21 protein-coding genes and 4 tRNA genes are annotated in these 20,925 nt (G+C 58.9%); 13 read left to right on the top strand and 12 right to left on the bottom strand.

What is annotated here, in order from left to right:
- From CKW19_RS06560 to CKW19_RS06550, 3 genes are all read right to left on the bottom strand, one after another.
- Complete coding sequence (locus CKW19_RS06560; RefSeq protein ID WP_095057156.1) at positions 1 to 1,581, bottom strand: PAS domain-containing sensor histidine kinase; 1,581 nt, start codon at positions 1,579 to 1,581, stop codon at positions 1 to 3.
- The gene (locus CKW19_RS06555) at positions 1,571 to 1,804 is read right to left on the bottom strand and encodes a PP0621 family protein (protein WP_082344551.1); all 234 of its coding nucleotides are present in this window, start codon (positions 1,802 to 1,804) and stop codon (positions 1,571 to 1,573) included. Before CKW19_RS06555 ends, CKW19_RS06560 begins: the two co-directional genes overlap by 11 nt.
- A gap of 124 nt (positions 1,805 to 1,928) precedes the next feature.
- Positions 1,929 to 2,951, bottom strand: coding sequence for an outer membrane protein assembly factor BamD (locus tag CKW19_RS06550; RefSeq protein WP_095057155.1), 1,023 nt, complete (start codon positions 2,949 to 2,951; stop codon positions 1,929 to 1,931).
- A 151-nt stretch (positions 2,952 to 3,102) separates the two neighbouring features.
- Between CKW19_RS06550 and rluD the strand changes: the two genes are divergently transcribed.
- From rluD to CKW19_RS06515, 7 genes are all read left to right on the top strand, one after another.
- Positions 3,103 to 4,065, top strand: a complete 963-nt coding sequence (gene rluD / locus CKW19_RS06545) for a 23S rRNA pseudouridine(1911/1915/1917) synthase RluD (protein ID WP_095057154.1) — start codon at positions 3,103 to 3,105, stop codon at positions 4,063 to 4,065.
- Positions 4,062 to 4,787: a peptidoglycan editing factor PgeF gene (gene pgeF, locus CKW19_RS06540; protein ID WP_095057153.1), complete on the top strand. Its 726-nt coding sequence runs from the start codon at positions 4,062 to 4,064 to the stop codon at positions 4,785 to 4,787. Before rluD ends, pgeF begins: the two co-directional genes overlap by 4 nt.
- A gap of 130 nt (positions 4,788 to 4,917) precedes the next feature.
- The gene (gene clpB / locus CKW19_RS06535) at positions 4,918 to 7,482 is read left to right on the top strand and encodes an ATP-dependent chaperone ClpB (RefSeq protein WP_095057152.1); all 2,565 of its coding nucleotides are present in this window, start codon (positions 4,918 to 4,920) and stop codon (positions 7,480 to 7,482) included.
- Between the two features lie 300 nt (positions 7,483 to 7,782).
- Positions 7,783 to 7,858, top strand: a tRNA-Asn gene (locus CKW19_RS06530).
- A 9-nt stretch (positions 7,859 to 7,867) separates the two neighbouring features.
- A tRNA-Pro gene (locus CKW19_RS06525) sits at positions 7,868 to 7,944 on the top strand.
- A gap of 5 nt (positions 7,945 to 7,949) precedes the next feature.
- Positions 7,950 to 8,025 (top strand) — tRNA-Lys (locus CKW19_RS06520).
- Positions 8,026 to 8,121: 96 nt separating this feature from the next.
- Positions 8,122 to 8,198 (top strand) — tRNA-Pro (locus CKW19_RS06515).
- A gap of 149 nt (positions 8,199 to 8,347) precedes the next feature.
- On the opposite strand, the gene CKW19_RS06510 is transcribed toward CKW19_RS06515, so the two are convergent.
- The 4 genes from CKW19_RS06510 to CKW19_RS06495 are packed head-to-tail and all read right to left on the bottom strand — an operon-like array spanning position 8,348 to position 11,082.
- Positions 8,348 to 9,646: an NAD(P)/FAD-dependent oxidoreductase gene (locus tag CKW19_RS06510; protein WP_095057151.1), complete on the bottom strand. Its 1,299-nt coding sequence runs from the start codon at positions 9,644 to 9,646 to the stop codon at positions 8,348 to 8,350.
- A gap of 60 nt (positions 9,647 to 9,706) precedes the next feature.
- Positions 9,707 to 9,880, bottom strand: a complete 174-nt coding sequence (locus CKW19_RS06505) for a DUF3094 domain-containing protein (RefSeq protein WP_085718464.1) — start codon at positions 9,878 to 9,880, stop codon at positions 9,707 to 9,709.
- A gap of 51 nt (positions 9,881 to 9,931) precedes the next feature.
- Entirely contained in the window at positions 9,932 to 10,459 is a 528-nt protein-coding gene (locus CKW19_RS06500) for an MOSC domain-containing protein (RefSeq protein ID WP_095057150.1), read from the bottom strand.
- Entirely contained in the window at positions 10,456 to 11,082 is a 627-nt protein-coding gene (locus tag CKW19_RS06495) for a DUF1780 domain-containing protein (RefSeq protein WP_095057149.1), read from the bottom strand. The genes CKW19_RS06500 and CKW19_RS06495 overlap by 4 nt, the downstream gene beginning before the upstream one ends.
- A 220-nt stretch (positions 11,083 to 11,302) precedes the next feature.
- Here CKW19_RS06495 and CKW19_RS06490 point away from each other — a divergent pair, with 220 nt between their 5' ends.
- From CKW19_RS06490 to CKW19_RS06480, 3 genes are read left to right on the top strand one after another with little or no spacing between them, the layout of a single operon-like run.
- On the top strand, positions 11,303 to 12,646 hold the full coding sequence (locus CKW19_RS06490) for an aromatic acid/H+ symport family MFS transporter (protein ID WP_095057148.1): 1,344 nt from the start codon (positions 11,303 to 11,305) through the stop codon (positions 12,644 to 12,646).
- A gap of 4 nt (positions 12,647 to 12,650) precedes the next feature.
- Positions 12,651 to 13,871 carry a benzoate/H(+) symporter BenE family transporter gene (locus CKW19_RS06485; protein ID WP_095057147.1) on the top strand — a complete coding sequence of 407 codons (1,221 nt, stop codon included), beginning with the start codon at positions 12,651 to 12,653 and terminating at the stop codon, positions 13,869 to 13,871.
- A gap of 16 nt (positions 13,872 to 13,887) precedes the next feature.
- Positions 13,888 to 15,156, top strand: coding sequence for an OprD family porin (locus tag CKW19_RS06480; protein ID WP_095057146.1), 1,269 nt, complete (start codon positions 13,888 to 13,890; stop codon positions 15,154 to 15,156).
- A gap of 8 nt (positions 15,157 to 15,164) precedes the next feature.
- On the opposite strand, the gene CKW19_RS06475 is transcribed toward CKW19_RS06480, so the two are convergent.
- On the bottom strand, positions 15,165 to 15,407 hold the full coding sequence (locus tag CKW19_RS06475; RefSeq protein WP_095057145.1) for a DUF2790 domain-containing protein: 243 nt from the start codon (positions 15,405 to 15,407) through the stop codon (positions 15,165 to 15,167).
- A gap of 228 nt (positions 15,408 to 15,635) precedes the next feature.
- Here CKW19_RS06475 and CKW19_RS06470 point away from each other — a divergent pair, with 228 nt between their 5' ends.
- Positions 15,636 to 16,325 (top strand): energy-coupling factor ABC transporter permease, encoded by a 690-nt coding sequence (locus tag CKW19_RS06470; protein WP_095057144.1) that lies wholly within the window; start codon positions 15,636 to 15,638, stop codon positions 16,323 to 16,325.
- Between the two features lie 35 nt (positions 16,326 to 16,360).
- Here the strand turns inward: CKW19_RS06470 and yacG are convergent, their stop codons facing one another.
- From yacG to CKW19_RS06450, 4 genes are read right to left on the bottom strand one after another with little or no spacing between them, the layout of a single operon-like run.
- Positions 16,361 to 16,561 carry a DNA gyrase inhibitor YacG gene (gene yacG, locus CKW19_RS06465; protein ID WP_007970539.1) on the bottom strand — a complete coding sequence of 67 codons (201 nt, stop codon included), beginning with the start codon at positions 16,559 to 16,561 and terminating at the stop codon, positions 16,361 to 16,363.
- The gene (gene coaE / locus CKW19_RS06460; protein WP_095057143.1) at positions 16,558 to 17,181 is read right to left on the bottom strand and encodes a dephospho-CoA kinase; all 624 of its coding nucleotides are present in this window, start codon (positions 17,179 to 17,181) and stop codon (positions 16,558 to 16,560) included. Before coaE ends, yacG begins: the two co-directional genes overlap by 4 nt.
- Positions 17,178 to 18,050: an A24 family peptidase gene (locus CKW19_RS06455; RefSeq protein ID WP_095057142.1), complete on the bottom strand. Its 873-nt coding sequence runs from the start codon at positions 18,048 to 18,050 to the stop codon at positions 17,178 to 17,180. The genes coaE and CKW19_RS06455 overlap by 4 nt, the downstream gene beginning before the upstream one ends.
- Before the next feature lies 1 nt (position 18,051).
- A complete protein-coding gene (locus tag CKW19_RS06450; RefSeq protein WP_095057141.1) occupies positions 18,052 to 19,269 on the bottom strand; it encodes a type II secretion system F family protein in 1,218 nt (405 codons plus the stop codon).
- A 240-nt stretch (positions 19,270 to 19,509) separates the two neighbouring features.
- Between CKW19_RS06450 and CKW19_RS06445 the strand changes: the two genes are divergently transcribed.
- Both CKW19_RS06445 and CKW19_RS06440 read left to right on the top strand, forming a co-directional pair.
- Complete coding sequence (locus tag CKW19_RS06445) at positions 19,510 to 19,932, top strand: pilin (RefSeq protein ID WP_095057140.1); 423 nt, start codon at positions 19,510 to 19,512, stop codon at positions 19,930 to 19,932.
- Positions 19,933 to 20,330: 398 nt separating this feature from the next.
- A complete protein-coding gene (locus CKW19_RS06440) occupies positions 20,331 to 20,687 on the top strand; it encodes a BON domain-containing protein (RefSeq protein ID WP_095057139.1) in 357 nt (118 codons plus the stop codon).
- The last annotated feature ends 238 nt before the right edge of the window (positions 20,688 to 20,925 follow it).

Raw genomic sequence — 20,925 nt, 5'->3', positions numbered from 1 at the left:
TCAACTTTGTTTCCGTCCGTGAGCAAAGGTGATGCGAAAGCAGCCGCCCTCTTGGTGTGGCTTGAAGTCCAGGCGGGCCTGATTGCTTTCGCACAGCTCACGGGACAGATACAACCCCAGGCCTGTGCCTTGCGGGCTGGTGGTGAAAAACGGTTCAAACAGATGCGTTTGCAACTCCGGGGCAACTCCGGGGCCGTTGTCGAGGATGTCGAGGGTCGGTAGTTGGCTGTCGCGGTCGATGAACAGATCAAGCCGAACCTGCGCTTGCTCCTGGCTGCTGTGGCGCCAGGCATTACGCAACAGGTTATCGAGGATCTGGCTCAACTGGTTCGGGTCCATCAGGGTTTTGAAATCCCCGGCGCCGATGTTCAGATGAATGTGCTGGTTCTGGCTTGTTACTTCGCGGGCCTGCGCCACGAAGTGCTCCAGCCACGGTTTCAGGTCGAGCCGTTGCGGCACGGTTTGTTCGCGGCGGGACAATTGCAGGACGTTTTCGATGACACGATTCATGCGCTGGGAGTGATCTTGAATAATCTGCGTCAGACGGCGATCGGCAGCGTTCAGTTCCTCTGATTCGCGCAACAGTTGTGCGGCATGACTGATGGCGCCCAGCGGATTGCGGATTTCATGGGAGATGCTGGCGGTCAAACGGCCCAGGCCTGCGAGCTTCAATTGCTGGGCCTGCTGTGCGATGTGGGCAAGGTCTTCGAGGAAGACCAGCGTCTGGTGTTGTGGGCTTTGGTCTAGCGCTATGAAGTTCGGTTGCAACTCCAGGCCGGTGCGTTCGATTTTAAGGCTCTGGGGGCGACGAACCGGATTGTCGAGCCACCGTTGCAGGCGCTCGACCAGGGCTGGAGCGCAGTCGTCGATCGATCGGCCGTCGAGGGTGCCGCAACCAAGCAGGTTCAGGGCGCCGTGGTTGGCCAGTTGCACGTATCGACGTTCGTCGAGCACCAGGATGCCGGTGCGCATGCGTTGCAGGATCAGGGTATTGAGGGTTTCGAGGCCGACCACTTCGCTGGCCCGCTGTTGCGCCAGGGTTTCGCTGACTTCAACGCGCCGTGTCAGGCCTTGCACCAGCAATGCCGCTGCAAAGCACAGGGTGCCGAGCGTACCCACTTGCAGGTAATCATTGGCGCTGGCGGAATGATCGAGGCTCAGGAGTACGCTGAAACCGCCAATGCCCAAAGCACCGACAGCGGCAATCAACAGGCCGAGACGCCTTCGCAACAGGGTATTGCTGATGGCCACCGAGACGATCAGGAGATTGCCAATGGCGCTGGCGACACCGCCGGCGGCGTAGAACAGGCCGCTGAGCAGTAGAACGTCGATCAGCGCCAGACTGAACATTTGCCCGGGGCGTCGTGTGTTTCCGGGAAACACCACCAGCAAAATATTCAGGGCCAGATACAACCAACTGCCACTGCGCAATAAAGCGTCGTTGGCAGACGTCAGCAGTGGGTTGTCCATGTCGCTGGAAATCAGCACCAGGATGATGCCAATGGTCAAACGGTACAGATGATAGAGGCGCAGCAGTCGCTTGGCCTGTTTGTCGCCGGGACTGATTGTCTCAGCGGTCACTGGAGCCTGGGCCTTGCTCAAGATGAGCCTGGCTGCAATACCATTGTTGTTCCAGATTCAGGGCACGGTCGCGGGGCAGATGTACACCGCAATGGGCGCAACGGACCATCGGCGCGGCTTCTCGCTCGCCAGGAGATTTTGGGGCAGAGGACTGACCCTTGAACTTGCGCCAGAACCATACTGCTGCGGCAATCAGGGCAATCCAGAACAATAGACGAAGCATGGTGAGCTGCTTTTTGAATGATGAGTTGGCAGTTTAGCCAAGGACCTCGCAGGCGCACAGCGTAATAAAACGCTGAAATAAAAAAGGGAGACTCGAAAGTCTCCCTTTTTATGCAACCCAGGTGTCAGTCGAACACACCGAAGGTCATGTAGCTGAACCAGGAACGGTCGTCGTTGTTGCCTTCCGCCTCGTGATTTTCTTCTTCGATCACGTCGCCTTCGGCGTCTTTAGGCTTGAGCTCGCTAGGGATTGCGTCCTTGGCGGCCTGGAACTGCCGCTGCACGTCCTGGTTGGCGCGGGTTTCGCCTGGTGGCAGCGGCGGACGGGACTCGATCACACCCAGGGTCGCCTTGCTCAGCCACGAACGGTTGTCGGCTTCGGCCACCGACGGTACGAACTGACCATCTACCAGACTTGGGTGGTTCGGGTAGTTGAGCTTCAGGGTTTCCAGGCTGGTGGCGGCCAGTTCATCCAGGTGAAGGCGCATGTAGGACTCGGTCATCACTGCCAGGCCGTCGCCGACCGCAGGGGTTTCCTGGAAGTTTTCCACCACGTAACGACCGCGGTTCGCAGCGGCGACATAAGCCTGACGGGTCAGGTAGTAGTCGGCCACGTGAATTTCGTAGGCGGCCAGCAGGTTGCGCAGATAGATCATGCGCTGCTTGGCATCCGGTGCGTAGCGGCTGTTCGGGAAGCGGCTGGTCAGCTGGGCGAACTCGTTATAAGAGTCGCGGGCGGCGCCCGGGTCACGCTTGGTCATGTCCAGCGGCAGGAAACGCGCCAGCAGGCCGACGTCCTGATCGAAAGAAGTCAGACCCTTGAGGTAGTAAGCGTAATCGACGTTCGGATGCTGTGGGTGCAAACGAATGAAACGCTCCGCAGCAGACTTTGCAGCCTCTGGCTCGGTGTTCTTGTAGTTGGCGTAGATGAGCTCGAGTTGCGCCTGATCGGCATAGCGACCGAACGGATAACGCGATTCCAGAGCCTTCAGCTTGGCGATGGCGCTGGTGTAGCTGCTATTGTCCAGGTCGGCTTGAGCCTGCTGGTACAGCTCCACTTCACTGAGGTTTTCGTCTACGACTTCCTTCGATGAGCAAGCAGCGGTCAATGCGAGGATGGCGATCAGCAGCAGGTGTTTCACTTGCATGGCGGCTTGCGTCCCTATGACGGCCGCTGTCTTGGGCGTGGCCGTCCTGTTATGATGAGCGCCCCGTTGAATAGCCTCGGGGCAAAAGACGCCGTATTTAACCACAAGCGCGCAGCCGAAACCAAAGGCTGTGCCGACGCCTAGTCTGAGCATGTCCGATAAAATTGAACTTCGCGCAGAGGTGCCGTCCGAATTGGGCGGCCAACGCCTCGATCAAGTCGCCGCACAATTATTCGCTGAGCACTCGCGCTCGCGCCTTTCCGCCTGGATCAAAGACGGCCGCCTGACTGTGGATGGGGCGGTTATCCGCCCGCGAGACATCGTCCATGGCGGCGCCATCCTTGAGTTGACTGCCGAGCAGGAAGCTCAAGGTGAATGGGTCGCTCAAGACATTGCCCTGGATATCGTCTATGAAGACGACGACATCCTGGTGATCAACAAGCCTGCGGGCCTGGTGGTGCATCCGGCTGCCGGTCATGCCGACGGCACGCTGCTCAACGCCTTGCTGCACCACGTGCCGGACATCATTAATGTGCCCCGCGCCGGTATCGTGCATCGTCTGGACAAGGACACCACCGGTCTGATGGTAGTGGCCAAGACCATTCAAGCGCAGACGCAGCTGGTTACACAGTTGCAGAGCCGTAGCGTCAGCCGCATCTATGAGTGCATCGTGATTGGTGTGGTGACGGCCGGTGGCAAGATCAATGCACCGATCGGTCGCCACGGCCAGCAGCGCCAGCGCATGGCGGTGATGGAAGGTGGCAAGCAAGCCGTCAGCCATTACCGTGTGCTCGAGCGTTTCCGCTCCCACACTCACGTGCGGGTGAAGCTGGAAACCGGTCGTACGCACCAGATTCGCGTGCACATGGCGCACATCAACTTCCCGTTGGTCGGAGATCCTGCCTACGGCGGCCGTTTCCGCATTCCGCCAGCCGCCAACCCGACCATGGTCGAGTCGCTGAAAAGCTTCCCGCGTCAGGCGCTGCATGCGCGTTTCCTGGAACTGGATCATCCGACGACCGGTGTGCGCATGAGCTGGGAATCGCCGTTGCCGGAAGATTTCGTCTGGTTGCTGACCCTGCTCAAGCAAGACCGTGAGGCGTTCATCGGATGAATGACTGGCTGATTCCTGACTGGCCCGCGCCGGCCGGGGTCAAAGCCTGCGTCACCACCCGTGCGGGCGGCGTCAGTCTGGCGCCGTTCGACAGCCTCAATCTCGGCGATCATGTCGACGACAGCCCCGAAGCTGTCGCCGAAAACCGCCGTCGTCTTACCGAGCATTTCTCCATTCAACCGGCCTGGCTGCAGCAGGTCCACGGCACTGTCGTGGCCCATGCGGACCCAAGCCGGGTGGTCACGGCCGATGCCAGCTGGACGTCGACACCCGGTATCGCCTGCACGGCGATGACGGCTGATTGTCTGCCAGCGTTGTTTTGTGACCGTGCCGGCACTCGCGTCGCAGCAGCCCATGCCGGTTGGCGTGGGCTGGCGGCGGGTGTACTGGAAGCTACCCTCGACAGCCTGGCGGTACCACCTGCCGAAGTATTGGTCTGGCTTGGCCCTGCTATCGGCCCGCAAGCTTTTGAAGTGGGGCCTGAGGTGCGCGAAACCTTCGTGCAGCAGTTGCCGCAAGCGGCTGATGCCTTCGTGCCGAGTCAAAACCCCGGCAAATTCATGGCTGACATCTATCTGCTTGCACGCCTGCGTCTGGTCGCTCGCGGCGTCACCGCTGTCTTCGGTGGCGGTTTTTGCACCGTGACCGACCCGCGTTTCTTTTCTTACCGCCGTGCCCCTCGCACCGGTCGGTTCGCCTCCCTGATCTGGCTCGCCCACTAAGCTTCCCTGACCTGCATCAACGTCGCGACGCTTGAAACTCCCAGAATCGACCTCATCTATTGTGGTATCTGGCAGGTTTCTTCATTCAGGACGTTTTATAGGTCCGGCCTGCTCAAAAGGAAGGTGACCCATGCGTATAGACCGTTTAACCAGCAAATTGCAGTTAGCGTTGTCCGATGCCCAATCCCTGGCAGTCGGCCTCGATCATCCGGCCATCGAGCCCGCGCACTTGATGCAAGCTTTGCTCGAGCAGCAGGGCGGTTCGATCAAGCCCCTGCTGATGCAGGTGGGCTTCGACATCAACAGCCTGCGTAAAGAGCTGACCAAAGAGCTCGACCAGCTACCGAAAATCCAGAACCCGACCGGTGACGTGAACATGTCGCAGGATCTGGCGCGCCTGCTGAATCAGGCCGACCGTCTGGCGCAGCAGAAAGGCGACCAGTTCATCTCCAGCGAGCTGGTGCTGCTTGCCGCTATGGACGAAAACAGCAAGCTCGGCAAGCTGTTGCTCGGCCAGGGCGTGAGCAAGAAAGCCCTGGAAAACGCGATCAACAACCTGCGTGGTGGCGAGGCCGTCAACGACCCGAACCATGAGGAGTCGCGTCAGGCGCTGGATAAGTACACCGTCGACCTGACCAAGCGCGCCGAAGACGGCAAGCTTGATCCGGTGATCGGCCGTGACGACGAAATTCGCCGCACAATCCAGGTGCTGCAACGCCGCACCAAGAACAACCCGGTGCTGATCGGTGAGCCTGGCGTGGGTAAAACCGCCATCGCCGAAGGCCTGGCCCAGCGCATCATCAATGGCGAAGTGCCGGATGGTTTGAAGGGCAAGCGCCTGCTGTCCCTGGATATGGGGGCGTTGATTGCCGGTGCCAAATATCGCGGTGAGTTCGAAGAGCGCCTGAAATCCCTGCTCAATGAGCTGTCGAAGCAGGAAGGGCAGATCATTCTGTTCATCGACGAACTGCACACCATGGTCGGCGCCGGTAAAGGCGAAGGCTCGATGGACGCAGGCAACATGCTCAAACCGGCCCTGGCGCGCGGTGAGTTGCATTGCGTCGGTGCGACCACGCTCAACGAGTACCGTCAATATATAGAGAAGGATGCGGCCCTTGAGCGGCGCTTCCAGAAAGTACTGGTGGACGAACCGAGCGAAGAAGACACCATTGCGATCCTGCGTGGCCTGAAAGAGCGCTACGAGGTTCACCACAAGGTGGCGATCACCGACGGTGCGATCATCGCGGCGGCCAAGCTCAGCCATCGTTACATCACTGACCGGCAGTTGCCGGACAAGGCCATCGACCTGATCGACGAGGCCGCCAGCCGCATCCGCATGGAGATCGATTCCAAGCCGGAAGTGCTGGACCGTCTGGAACGTCGCCTGATTCAGCTGAAGGTGGAATCCCAGGCGCTGAAGAAAGAAAGCGACGACGCGGCGAAGAAACGTCTGGAAAAACTACAGGAAGAAATCGCTCGGCTTGAGCGTGAGTACTCGGATCTGGAAGAAATCTGGAACTCGGAAAAAGCCGAGGTTCAGGGCTCTGCGCAGATCCAGCAGAAGATCGAACAGTCCCGTCAGGAACTGGAATCCGCCCGCCGCAAAGGCGACCTGAACCGCATGGCCGAGTTGCAGTACGGGGTGATCCCGGACTTGGAACGCAGCCTGCAAATGGTCGACCAGCACGGCAAAAGCGAGAACCAGTTGCTGCGCAGCAAGGTGACTGAAGAAGAGATCGCTGAAGTCGTGTCGAAGTGGACCGGTATTCCGGTGTCGAAGATGCTCGAAGGCGAGCGCGACAAGCTGATGAAGATGGAAAGCCTGTTGCACCAACGTGTGATCGGCCAGGAAGAAGCGGTGGTGGCCGTTTCCAACGCAGTGCGGCGTTCCCGTGCCGGGTTGTCCGACCCGAATCGGCCGAGCGGATCGTTCATGTTCCTCGGCCCGACCGGTGTCGGTAAAACCGAGCTGTGCAAGGCGCTGGCCGAATTCCTCTTTGATACAGAAGAGGCGATGGTGCGGATCGACATGTCCGAGTTCATGGAGAAACATTCCGTGGCTCGCTTGATCGGCGCGCCACCAGGATATGTTGGTTATGAAGAGGGCGGTTACCTGACCGAGGCGGTGCGTCGCAAGCCTTACTCGGTGATCCTGATGGACGAAGTCGAGAAGGCGCACCCGGATGTGTTCAACATCCTGCTGCAAGTACTTGAAGACGGTCGCCTGACCGACAGCCATGGCCGCACGGTGGATTTCAAGAACACCGTGATTGTCATGACCTCCAACCTGGGGTCGGTACAGATCCAGGAACTGGTCGGTGATCGTGATGCGCAGCGTGCGGCGGTGATGGATGCGCTTTCCAGCCACTTCCGGCCGGAGTTCATCAACCGGGTCGACGAAGTGGTGATCTTCGAGCCTTTGGCGCGGGATCAGATCGCAGGCATCACCGAGATCCAGTTGGGTCGTCTGCGCAGCCGTCTGACCGAACGGGAGCTGAAGCTTGATCTCAGCCCCGAGGCGATGGATAAGCTGATTGCGGTCGGTTACGACCCGGTGTACGGCGCACGGCCGCTCAAACGAGCGATCCAGCGCTGGATCGAGAACCCGCTGGCGCAGTTGATTCTGTCCGGTCGGTTCATGCCGGGCGATACCGCTCACGGTGTGGTGGAGAACGACGAAATCGTATTCGTTTGATCCATAACCGCGGGAAAATCGAAAAGGCCTCGCATTGCGAGGCCTTTTTTTCGTTAGGCTGTTGAACTCAAAGGAAAAGGCTTGTAAAGTGCGCCCCGCAGTAAGTCACCCGCCAGGGTTTCCGCTCCCCAAGCAGGAATCCAAAATAAGTTGCAAATCATTAACTTGAAAGCAATTTAGGGGGTTGACAGAGGTGCTGAAGATTGTAGAATAGCGCGCCTCAGACACACGAACGCAGCGATGCGAACGGGTCGAAGAGAACGCAGTAAAGCTTCAAAGTTGTAAATTGAAATGTGTAGTTCCGTGATAGCTCAGTCGGTAGAGCAAATGACTGTTAATCATTGGGTCCCAGGTTCGAGTCCTGGTCACGGAGCCAATTTCAAACCGGGGTATAGCGCAGTCCGGTAGCGCGCCTGCTTTGGGAGCAGGATGTCAGGAGTTCGAATCCCCTTACCCCGACCATTTTTGGGTCGTTAGCTCAGTTGGTAGAGCAGTTGGCTTTTAACCAATTGGTCGTAGGTTCGAATCCCACACGACCCACCATTTTTGAAACCAGTCAACGCTGGAATCGAATCTTAAGATCAGAGGCCAAAAGCGCTGATCGAAGAAGGCGACTTTTGAAAGGTCGCCTTTTTTTACCGGGGTATAGCGCAGTCCGGTAGCGCGCCTGCTTTGGGAGCAGGATGTCAGGAGTTCGAATCCCCTTACCCCGACCATATTAAAAATCCTCGTATCGAAAGATACGGGGATTTTTTTTGTTCCGGTTTTTTGTGGCGCCCATGAGAAGCTTCGCTGGCAAGCCAACTCCTACAAGATCGATGCAGTCCTGTAGGAGCCGGCTTGCCAGCGAAGAGGCCCTCGGATCTTAGTGCAGTTTCAAGCGTGGCTCGGTGCCACGCCCGATCTTGCTGCCCAGCATCAGCATCGCCGTGCGGAACGGTCCGTACAGCGCCATCTGGTGCATGCGGTACAGCGACACGTAAAACATCCGGGCCAGCCAGCCTTCGAGCATCACGCTGCCGGTGAGGTTGCCCATCAAGTTACCCACAGCCGAAAAACGCGACAGAGAGATCAGCGAGCCGTAATCGGTGTACTTGTACTCTGGCAGCGCTTTGCCTTCGATGTGCAATTTCAGCGATTTGGCCAGCAACGAAGCCTGCTGATGCGCCGCTTGAGCACGTGGCGGGACGTTGCGATCACTGCCCGGTTGCGGGCAGGCCGCGCAGTCACCGAAGGCGAAGATGTTCTCGTCGCGGGTGGTTTGCAGGGTCGGTAGCACTTGCAGCTGATTGATGCGGTTGGTTTCCAGACCATCGATGTCCTTGAGGAAGCCCGGTGCACGAATCCCCGCTGCCCAGACTTTCAGGCTGGCCTTGATCTCGTTGCCATCGGCGGTGATCAGGCTGTCGGCCGTGACTTCACTGACCGCCGCATTGGTCATGACGTTGACCCCGAGCTTCTCCAGGGTTTTATGCACAGGTCCACCAATCCGTTCCGGCAGTGCGGGTAATACCCGTGGGCCGGCTTCGATCAAGGTGATGTGCATGTTTTCCGGTTTGATTCGGTCCAGACCGTAAGCCGCCAATTCGTGAGCGGCGTTGTGCAGTTCGGCGGCCAGTTCGACCCCGGTGGCACCGGCGCCGACGATGGCTACGCTGATCTGCTCGACGGTATCGGTCTGCCCCGCATGGGCGCGCAGGTAGTGGTTGAGCAGTTGTTGGTGAAAGCGCTCGGCCTGTTTGCGGGTGTCGAGGAACAGGCAATGCTGCGCCGCACCTTGAGTGCCGAAATCATTGGTGGTGCTGCCGACGGAAATCACCAGCGAGTCGTAAGGCACTTCACGTGCGGGTACCAATTCCAGACCGGCTTCGTCATAAGTGGCGGCGAGCTGGATTTTCTTGTTCGCACGATCAAGCCCGCTCATGCGCCCCAGCTGGAACTCGAAGTGGTTCCATTTCGCCTGGGCTACATAGTTGAGTTCGTCTTCGGAGGAGTTCAGGGAACCGGCCGCCACTTCGTGCAACAACGGTTTCCAGATGTGAGTCAGGTTCGCGTCGACCAGCATCACGCTGGCCGTGCCGCGCTTGCCCAGAGTCTTACCCAGGCGGGTAGCCAACTCCAGACCGCCGGCGCCGCCGCCGACAATAACAATACGATGGGACATGGGGATAACTCGCAAGGCTAAAGGAAATCTTTGTCGTTACCCAAGCGAGCGCAAGGCAGCTCATAGCGTCAGGTAACTGATAAGTCGGCTCAACAGGCCCAGACCAATGGTCACTGCCAGGACCAGTACAAGGAGCATCCACGGCCGGAAAGGCCGGCGCTCGACTTGGTGCTGGGACAAGTGCAGGTACTCTTCGACATGTTTCTGGTCGTCGGGGTTCAGGCGGCTGGTCATATTTGGGCCTCGTCAGTAGACGTTGCTAAATGTGTAGAAGCTACAGGGGTTTTACCCGGGGTTGAACGCAGCATAGCCGCTGTCCGGAACAGGCTCGACGCTCACTGTATCGTCCAGGCGAATGATGCCACTTTGTAACACCCGGGCGGTGATTCCGCCATGCCCCCGCACGGCCTGGAAGGTGCCGGGGCCGAGGTTGTTTTCAAGGCGCGCGCAGGGTTGGCACCAACCGGTGGTTTCGAAAATCGCCTGGCCGATGCGAAATCGCCGACCCTTGAGGCTGAACAGGTTGATCCCACTGATAACGAGATTGCGCCGCAGATCTTCAGGCCCGACCGGATGATCCTGGGCACGGCCCAGCAGCGAACTGATCACGGCCAGATGTTCCCACTGAATGAGTGTCACCTGCCGCGCATTACGCACGCCGGGGCGGGCGTGATCGCCCGTCAGGCCGGCTTCAAGTCGTGCTTCCACGGCGTCCAGTTCAATCATCTGCGTATGTGATTGGGGGCGTACGCCAATCCAGCGCACGCGCCCTTGTTGCGGCACGTCGGCAATCAGTTGCTGCAATGGGCTCACAGGCTGATTCCGACGTCGAACACAATGCTGCGCCCCAAGTTGCTGCGCAGGAAATCCGGTGCCTCCGGGTGGGCGAACAGCACGCGGGCGAACGTTGGGCCGACTAGCGACAACGATCTCCAGCCCTGGCGCAGATATTCAGTGGGTGGAGGGAAGTGGCTGTTGAGGTCCAGCACCTCTCGCTTGAGGCTGGCGAAGGCGATGATGTCCAGCTCGCCCAGGTCCATGCCGCGTTCTTTGTAGTTGTGGGCTTTTTTGCGCAAGGTCGGCGCCAGTCGCAGCAGGAACTCGTTGGCGGGAATGCGTCGTGGCTTGGCCTCGCGGCGCACCAATTGGCTCAGGGAAAACGCGCTGCGTCGACGTTGCAGTTCGTCGCGCCATTCATCGTTGAGGCGCCGGCCTTCATCGAGCACAAAGAACACTTCGAAGTTGGCGTCGCGAAACAGCACGTCCGGCGGCTCCCCGGCAGGGGCGAACTCGTCGGCGCGGTAGGGGATGTTCAAGCCTTGCAACAGGCGCTGGCAGACCCAACGCTCACGCTCCCATTTGCGGGCATTGGACAGGAACGCGTTGGCTTGCTCGGCCGCGATGGTCAGCAGGCGTAAATAATCTGAGTCATCCATAGGCCCAAGCTTAGCGTTCAAATGTGATCGCAAAGAAGACAATTTTCTCGCAGAGGCTCATAGCCTTCCGCTCCCATGCCCGTTTCAGGGCTCTGCACAAAACGGATAGTGATCTGCGCTCACTGGCTATTGCCACGTGTCGGGCGGCTCTACCCTCGGCTGTACGGACGTAAGCCGTGTTACCGACGCTCTAAAAAAACAACAACAAGAGATATATGCCATGCGCAAGATCGACGTACATGAGGTTATCGACAACGCTCGCTTCAACCGTTTTCACTGGATGGTGCTGTTCTGGTGTGCCCTGATCATCATCTTCGACGGTTACGATCTGGTGATCTATGGCGTGGTTTTGCCGATGCTGATGAAAGAGTGGGGGCTCAGTCCTCTGCAAGCCGGTGCACTGGGCAGCTATGCACTGTTCGGCATGATGTTCGGCGCGCTGTTCTTCGGACCGCTGTCGGACAGGATCGGCCGCAAGAAAGCCATCACGATCTGCGTGATGCTCTTCAGTGGTTTCACGGTGCTCAACGGATTTGCCCGCAACCCCACGGAGTTCGGTCTCTGTCGCTTCATTGCCGGGCTCGGCATTGGCGGCGTGATGCCTAACGTGGTGGCGCTGATGAACGAGTACGCGCCGAAAAAAATCCGCAGCACGCTGGTCGCGATCATGTTCAGCGGTTACTCGGTGGGCGGCATGCTGTCCGCCGGGCTGGGCATTGTGCTGATCCCGAGTTTCGGCTGGCAGTCGGTGTTTTACGTGGCGGTCCTGCCGTTGCTGTTGTTGCCGCTGATCATGTATTTCCTGCCCGAATCGGTGGGCTTCATGTTGCGTCAGGGGCGTAATGAAGAAGCGCGAAACATTCTTCAGCGCATCGATCCGGCCTACGTCGCGCAAACGTCTGATCAATTGCACATGGCCGAAGTGAAAGGTACGGGCACCCCGGTGTTGCAGTTGTTCCGTGAAGGCCGCGCGCTGCGCACGCTGATGCTGTGGCTGGCGTTTTTCTGCTGCCTGTTGATGGTGTACGCGCTGAGTTCCTGGTTGCCGAAACTGATGGCCAACGCCGGTTACAGCCTGGGTTCGAGCCTGTCGTTCCTGCTGGTGTTGAACTTCGGTGCGATCTTCGGCGCGGTCGGCGGCGGGGTGTTGGGCGACAAACTCAATCTGCCGAAAGTGCTGGCGGTGTTTTTCGCCATGGCGGCGGTGTCGATCACGCTGTTGGGCTTCAACAGCCCGATGCCGGTGTTGTACCTGCTGATCGCCATTGCGGGTGCCACCACCATTGGCTCGCAGATTCTTTTGTACGCCTGCGCCGCGCAGTTTTATTCGATGACGATTCGTTCTACCGGTCTGGGCTGGGCGTCGGGCATCGGGCGCAACGGGGCCATCGTCGGTCCGCTGCTGGGTGGTGCCCTGCTCGGGATCAGCTTGCCCCTGCAACTGAACTTCATGGCGTTTGCCTTGCCCGGTGCTGTAGCGGCCCTGGCCATGACCGTGTTCGCCATCAGCAGCCGACGCAGCGCCGCTGGCGTCAACCCGGCTCTCTCAGCGACCGGTGCCTGAAATCATGAAAGCGTTTTTCCAGGACTTCTCGTTGTCAGCCGCCGTGGCTGGATTCATTGCCACGGTGATTTCCTATGCCGGTCCGTTGGTGATCATCTTTCAGGCGGCAGAAGCGGCACATCTTTCGCGAGAAGTGTTGTCGTCCTGGATCTGGGCGATCTCCATTGGCAGCGCTGTGCTCGGTATCGGTTTGAGCCTGCGCTACCGCGTTCCGGTGATCATCGCCTGGTCGGCGCCGGGCTCGGCGTTGTTGGTGACGCTATTGCCGGACATCTCCATGGCAGAAGCGGTGGGGGCTTATCTGGTCAGCAGCCTGATCATTTTCGTGGTGGGCATCTCGGGCGCTTTCGACCGGATCATCAGCAAGCTGCCCTCCGCCATCGCCGCGGCGATGCTGGCGGGGATCCTGTTCAGTTTCGGCACCGGGTTGTTCGTGTCGATGCAGCACAAGCCGATGCTGGTCCTGGCGATGTTTGCCACGTACCTGATCTGCAAGCGTGTGATGCCGCGTTATGCGGTGATGATGGTGTTGTTGGTGGGGTGCTCGATTGCCGCGATCTCCGGTGATTTGCATCGTGAGGCGCTGGTGATCGGCCTGGCCACACCGGTGTGGATCACGCCGGCGTTCAGCCTGGGCGCGATCCTGAACATCGCCTTGCCGTTGGTGATGGTGGCGCTGACCGGTCAGTTCGTGCCCGGTATGGCGGTGCTGCGTGCCAGCGGATACCCAACGCCGGCGAGCCCGATCATCGCCAGCAGCGCGCTGGGCACGGCACTGTTGGCACCGTTTGGTTGCCATGGACTGAATCTGGCGGCGATCACTGCGGCGATCTGCACCGGTCGCGAAGCCCACGAAGATCCTCGTAAACGCTACGTGGCCGGGGTCGTCGGCGGGCTGTGTTACCTGCTGCTGGGGATCTTCGGCGCCACATTGGTCTCGCTGTTTTCAGCGTTCCCCAAAGAGCTGATCGCGGCACTGGCCGGGCTGGCCTTGTTTGCCGCCATTGCTGGCGCGTTGACGGGCGCGATGGCGGTGCCGAGCGATCGCGAAGCCGCGCTGGTGACCTTTCTGGTCACGGCGTCGGGCATGTCGTTGTTCGGTTTGTCTGCGGCATTCTGGGGGCTGATTTTCGGCATGGTCACCCATGTGCTTTTGAGCGCCCGTCGTCCCGTCCTCCCTCGTAAATCCACTGCACCTGAAGTCCTTCAACCAGTCGAAAAATAACAACAAGAGAAAAACGATGAAACAGATTCTCCCAACAACCGGTTCAGCGTTGTCCCTGGCTGTCGTCTCGAGTTTCTCCACCGGCACGATGGCGGCCGAAAAAGGCTTTATCGAAGACACCACGGCGACGTTGCAGGCACGCAATTATTACTTCAGTCGCGACTACTCCGACATCGTCGGCGCTAACCAGCAATCGAAGGCAGAAGAGTGGGCGCAAGGCTTCATTCTCAACGTGAAGTCCGGGTACACGCAGGGCGCCGTCGGGTTGGGTGTGGACGTCATCGGCCTGCTCGGCCTCAAGCTCGATAGCAGCCCGGACCGGGTCAATACCGGTTTGCTGCCGGTGCAGGACGACGGCCGGGCGGCGGACAACTACAGCCGTCTGGAAGGCGCGTTGAAGATGCGCTACTCCAAAACCGAGCTGAAAGTCGGTGAGCTGCAACCCAATCTGCCGGTGTTGGCATTCAGCGATATTCGCCTGCTGCCACCGAGTTATCAGGGCGCAAGCATCACCTCCAACGAGATCAATGGCCTGACGCTGCAAGGTGGTCATTTGAGTTCAACCAGCCTGCGCAACGAGGCGGGCGACGAAAAGATGCAAGCGATGCTGGGTCATGTGCCGCAGCGTCAGGTCAGCAGTGACGGTTTCAATTTTGCCGGCGCTGATTATGCGTTCAACGACAAACGCAGCACGGTCAGCGCCTGGTACGGGCAATTGGAAGATATCTACAACCAGCGTTTTCTCGGTTTAAAGCACAGTGAGCCGGTGGGCGACTGGGTCTTCGGCGCCAACCTCGGTTACTACGACTCGCGAGAGGACGGCAAAAAACTGCTGGGCAACATCGACAACCAGGCGTTCTTCTCGTTGCTGTCGGCCAAGCGTGGCGGCCACACGCTTTACGTCGGCTATCAGGGCATGTTCGGTGACAGCGCGTTTCCACGGGTATTCGCCAACATCTCGCCGCTGGGCAATGAAGTGCCGACGTACGAGTTCGCCTATACCGATGAGCGCTCCTGGCAAGCGCGCTACGACTACGACTTCGCGGCGCTCGGCGTACCGGGGCTGACCAGCACAGTGCGCTACATCAGCGGCAACAATGTCGATACTGGCAAGGGGTTTGAAGGCAAGGATCGCGAGCGTGACCTGGACGTCGGCTATGTGTTGCAGAGCGGCAGCCTCAAAGGCCTTGGCATCCGTGTGCGCAACGCGATGGCGCGCTCAAACTACCGCAGTGATATCGACGAGAACCGCTTGATCCTCAGCTATACGTGGACCTTGCTGTGAGCCATTGATCACAGGCTGCTGGTGCAATCACCGATGACGTTGTAGGTCACGCGGTGGGTCTGGCCCTGATGATCGACGTACTCCATGGTCGCCGGTACAACCCCGCACGCGGTTGCGGTGTCCGACACCGAAACCACCTTGGCGATGTCCAGTGGCTGCGCGGGGTTGTACTGGCCCGCGAGAGGGGCGTTGTCGGCGGCCATGGCCGAGGTGGCGATGACTGTCAGCAACAGGCTGATCAACGTTTTCATGTTGGCGTGCTCCGTGTCGGTTTCGATGTTTGAATTTTAGTCTTTGCCACCCACGGATAAAGGGGCGAACGGCGGATGCAGCCTTACATGAAACGTAACAATCACCGTTCGAAGGAGGCTTATGGATCCCGATGAACGATCCGCGCACTGGGCTTGAAGTCGAAGGGCAGGCGAGGGGCGGTGTAGACTGAGGGTCTGTTGTTTTTCGCTCAGGAGGCGCGCATAGCCATGATCGGTGCAGAGTTGCTGTCATCGCAGACCCTTGCGGTCGGCTGGCTGATCTATGTGCCGGTGTTGATCTGGGCGATCTGTCGCGCACCGTGGGTTGAATTGTTCACCGACAGCCGGCGTCAGCATCTGCTGTTTGGAACGGTGTTCGCGCTGTTTCTGTTGTGGCTGGTGCGGCGCGACTTCGATACCGGCGTGTCTTACCACTTCATCGGCATGACAGCGGTGACGCTACTGCTGGACTGGCCCTTGGCGCTGGTCGGCGGGTTGGTTGCACAAATGGGGCTGGTGCTGCTCGGGCGTCAGGACCTGGCGGCCGTCGGGGTCAATGGCGCGCTGCTGATTGCGTTGCCGGTGCTGGTCACCGAGTGTTGCGCGATCCTGGTGGAGCGGGCACAGCCGCGAAATCCCTTTGTGTATATCTTCGTTTCCGGTTTCTTTGCCGCCGCGCTATCGGCGTTGCTGTGCCTGCTGCTGGCGCTTTGGCTGCTGTGGTTCGACGAGCGTTTTGCCATGCCGTACTGGCTGGAAGATTTTGTCGGTTACCTGTGGCTGATCATTTTTCCCGAAGCGTTTATCAACGGCATGATCGTCAGTGCGCTGGTGGTGTTTTGCCCTGAGTGGCTTGAAACGTTCAACCGCACACGCTACCTCTCGGCGCCGTGGAACGACGACGATCCCAAGCCCTGATCGACATCAAGGCCTGGGATCGCCCACTCGATGGATCAGTGACGCGGGTCGAAATCACCGCTGAACATTTCGTCCTCGGCATCGGGTGCCACCGGGATTTTGTGTTCTTCCGACGCCCAGGCGCCCAGGTCGATCAGTTTGCAACGGTCGGAGCAGAAGGGCCGGAATTTGCTTTCGGCAGTCCATTCCACAGGGGCGCCGCAGGTCGGGCATTCGACGGTTGTTGGTTGGCTCATGACTGGCCTCCACGCAAAGTAAGATAAAAGTGATGCAGGCGTTCGACCTCGCTGTGCAGCCAGGCGAGGTCACGGTCATTGACCACGACGTCGTCGGCATGGCTCACGCGATCCTGACGGCTGGACTGCACCTTGAGGATCGCCTGGACTTGCTGTTCACTGGTCTGGTCACGCTGACGGGTGCGTTCGATCTGGAGCTGTTCGGGAGCATCGATGACCAGCACTCGCTGCGTCATGGCGTACTGTCCGGACTCGATCAGCAGTGGCGAAACCAGGATCGCATACGGTGATTTTGCCTGCGCCAGGTGGTGAGCAATCTCCTCGCCGATCAGCGGATGCAGCAAGGCTTCCAGCCAAAGGCGTTCATCCGGCACTTCAAAGATCAGCTTGCGCAGTGCGGCGCGGTCCAGTTGCCCATCGGCTTGCAGCACGCCGGGGCCAAAGTGTTCGGCAATTTGCACCAGTGCCGGACGCCCCGGCTCCACCACCCAGCGGGCAGCATGATCGGCGTCGACCACGTGCACGCCCAAGTCGATGAAGTGTTGGGCGGCCGCGCTTTTGCCGCTGCCGATGCCGCCGGTCAGACCGAGAATCCAGGGTTTTTCCACAGGGGTATTCATTTCAAACCGACAGACTGCCAATAGAAGCCGGTTATTTGACCACCCCAGAGCAAGGCAATCCAGCCGGCAATTGCCAGATAGGGGCCAAAAGGGATCGGCGTCGAGGTTTTTTCGTTGCGAAGGCGCAGGCTGATCAACCCCAGAATGGCCCCCACCAGCGAGGACAACAGGATGGTCATCGGCAGGATCTGCCAGCCTCCCCAGGCCCCCAGCATCGCCAACAGCTTGAAATCGCCGTGACCCATGCCATCCTTGCCGGTGATCAGCTTGAACAGCCAGAACATCGACCACAGCGTCGTATAGCCAGCGATTGCGCCCCATAGCGCGGTTTGCAATGGCACGAACAGGCCAAAGCTGTTGACGATCAGCCCCAGCCACATCAATGGCAGTACCAGAACATCCGGCAGTATCTGATGTTCGGCATCAATCAGGCTCATCGCCAGCAAGCCCCAGGTCAAGACCAGCACCATGCAAGCCGCCCATCCGAACCCGAAATGCCAGGCGATGAAGGCCGATAACAGGGCGCAGGCCAGTTCAGTCAGCGGATAGCGTTTGCTGATCGGTGCCGAGCAGGCCGAGCAGCGTCCCCGCAGAAACAGAAAACTGAGCAGCGGAATGTTTTCCCAAGCGCGGATCCGGTGTCCGCAGTGCGGGCATTCAGAATGCGGCAGCATCAGGTTGTAGGTCGGCAGCGATGGTTCATCGGCCAGCCCGAGAATGTCATGGGCTTGCATGCGCCAGTCGCGTTCGAGCATTTTCGGCAGGCGCCAGATCACCACATTGAGGAAACTGCCGAGCAGCAGGCCGATCAGCCCGGCAACGATGACGAAGGCCTGCGGGTGAAGCGTTAGAATGTCGTTCAAGGGCATGTCAGATCGCTGAGCCGAGTTGGAAGATGGGCAGGTACATGGCAACTACCAGTCCGCCGACGATAACACCCAGGACCACCATGATGAATGGCTCCATCAGACTGGTGAGGTTATCGACCATGTTGTCGACCTCGTCCTCGTAGAACCCGGCGACCTTGTCGAGCATAGCGTCCAGCGCGCCGGACTCTTCACCGATGGCGGTCATTTGAATCGCCATGCTCGGAAACACACCGCTTGTGCGCATGGCGAAATTCAATTGCATGCCGGTCGAAATGTCTTGTTTGATGCGCAGCACGGCACGCTTGAACACGATGTTGCCGGTCGCGCCGGCCACGGACCCCAAGGCCTCCACCAACGGCACGCCAGCGGCGAAGGTGGTCGACAACGTGCGGGCAAATCGGGCCACGGCGGACTTGTACATCAAGGTGCCCACCAGCGGCAGCTTCAGCTGCCAGGCGTCCATTCGCTCGCGAAAGCCCCGGGACGTCTTGACCGCGTGGCGCACACCGAAGACCGCACTGAGCAAGCCGCCAAGCACCGCCCACCACCAGGCCTGCATGAATTGCGACAGGCCGATGACCATCACCGTGAACGCCGGCAGTTCAGCGCCAAAGCCCTTGAATACGGATTCGAACTGCGGCACCACGTTGACCAGGAGAATCCCGGTGACAATGGCCGCAACTAACACCACCACCTGCGGGTAGGTCATGGCTTTCTTGATCTTGGCCTTGAGGCTCTCGCTTTTTTCCTTGTAGGTCGCAACGCGCTCCAGCAGGGTGTCCAGGGCGCCGGCCTGCTCACCGGCGTCCACCAGGTTGCAGTACAGATCATCGAAATATTGAGGTTTCTTGCGCAGGGCAGCGGCGAAGCTATTTCCGGCCGCGACGTCTTGTTTCAAATCGTCCACGAGGCTGCGCATGGCCGGGTTATCGAAGCCTTCAGCGATGATGTCGAACGACTGCAGCAACGGCACGCCGGCCTTCATCATCGTCGCCATTTGCCGGGTGAACAGCGCAATGTCCCGGGCGTTGATGCGCTTGCCCATGCTGAAAAGCGACGGCGTTTTCTTGCGCACCTTGCCCGGGGTGATGCCTTGCTTGCGCAATTGCGCCTTGATCAGCGCGGGGGCCTGCCCGTTGAGCTCGCCGGTGACTTTCGTGCCTTTGCGGTCCGTACCTTCCCAGGCGTACACACTGATTTTTGCTGCCTTGACCGCCATGTTCCGCCCTTGGTGACCCGGTTGATTTAACACTGCCCCGCGAGACTTATAGCCTAGTCAAACGATGAAGCCCAACCCACGTCGGTCAGGTGACAAAAAGCGTCAGATAGTGCGGATCCTGGGGGTAGGAAAGAGCGTTGTGCGGGCCGCATTCCTCGCCAACACGGGACCGGCGGCTTGGCACAACCTGTGCTCCGTTACGTCAGATCATGAGATTTCGACTCATGCACGGAGCTTTCTATGAACGACCAAAGAGGTTTTACCTTGATCGAGCTGCTGATCGTCGTGGCGATCATCGGGATCCTGGCGACCTTTGCTTTGCCGATGTATTCCAAGTATCAGGCGCGGGCCAAAGTCACGGCCGGGCTGGCCGAAATTTCCGCGATGAAGGTTCCGTTCGAGGATGTGATCAATCAGGGCGGTACGCCGGCGACGGCTAATGTGGTGCCGGGTGGCGGGACCTCGACCAGCAACTGCGCGCTGACGGTGACAGGTGTTGCCGCGTCGGGTGCCGGTTCGATTGTTTGCACGCTGCAGAACGCACCCGGCCAGGTTCAGGGCAAAACCATTACCCTGACCCGGGACGGCACCACCGGTTGGTCATGCGCGAGCACGGTTGCGCAGGATTATGTGCCTAAGGGTTGCATCGGTTCTGCGACCTGATGCACTTCCTTTGTGGGCGTGAGCTTGCTTGTGGTGGTCGTTAACGATAACGCGTGAACGGGTTAAACGCGGCGATCTTGAGTCCATCGCGAGCGAGCTCGCGCCTGCAGGAATGCGAGTGATCGCAGGTTATGTTGTCTGCCGAGAACTCATCTCATTTATTAAGAAAAGCTCAAAAAATTCATGAGCTTAGGAACTTTCCACAAAGCCGCAACTTGCATGCAGTGTTTGAGCGAGTCATGCATTTTGCATGATTTTGAAAAAAGCCTGTTTTGTTAAGTATTTGATTTTTATGATTTTTTATCGATGTGGAAAGTTGGCACACCGTTCGCAATATCTCCGGTAACCCTGCTGACATGACACCCGGCAGACTTTTCCGAAAAACAGGAGTTACTCGTATGAAGAAGTTCGCTATCACTGCCGCTGCTGCTACCGCGCTGACCCTGACCCTGGCCAACACTGCCTTTGCTCAAACCACCCAGGCTACCCAGTCGCCAATGGTGCTGGCTGCCGGTGAAGTGACCGAAATCAAGGAAGACACTTCCGATACCTGGATCACCACCAAAGTTAAAGCCGACCTGATGACCGAAAAAGGCATTCCAGGCAGCGACATCAAAGTTGAAACCAACAAAGGCGTGGTGTCCCTGTCGTCCACCGTTGCGGTCACTGATGCGCAAAAATCCACCGCCGTGGCGATCACCAAGAAAATCAAAGGCGTCCAAGCGGTTTCTGCTGACGGCCTGAAAGCCCAGTAAGGCAAGTCTGGAAGACTCAACATACAACCCTGTGGGAGCGGGCTTGCTCGCGAAAGCGGTCTTTCATTCAACGTATGTGTTGAATGTCAGTCAGCCATCGCGAACAAGCTCGCTTGTATGTTTAGACTTGAAGGGGTGGGTGGGACTAAAGCCTCGCTTCTGACTCTGACCAGTACAGACCGTGGGAGACATCGTCCCACCCCTTCACCTAATGCGCCGATAAGGAATGCATCGGCTC

The organism is Pseudomonas sp. Irchel s3f7 (assembly GCF_900187615.1).
In the GTDB taxonomy this organism is placed as follows: Bacteria; Pseudomonadota; Gammaproteobacteria; order Pseudomonadales; family Pseudomonadaceae; genus Aquipseudomonas.
The sequence above is the reverse complement of the archived record's forward strand: the minus strand, read 5'-3'. Positions and strand labels throughout refer to the sequence as shown.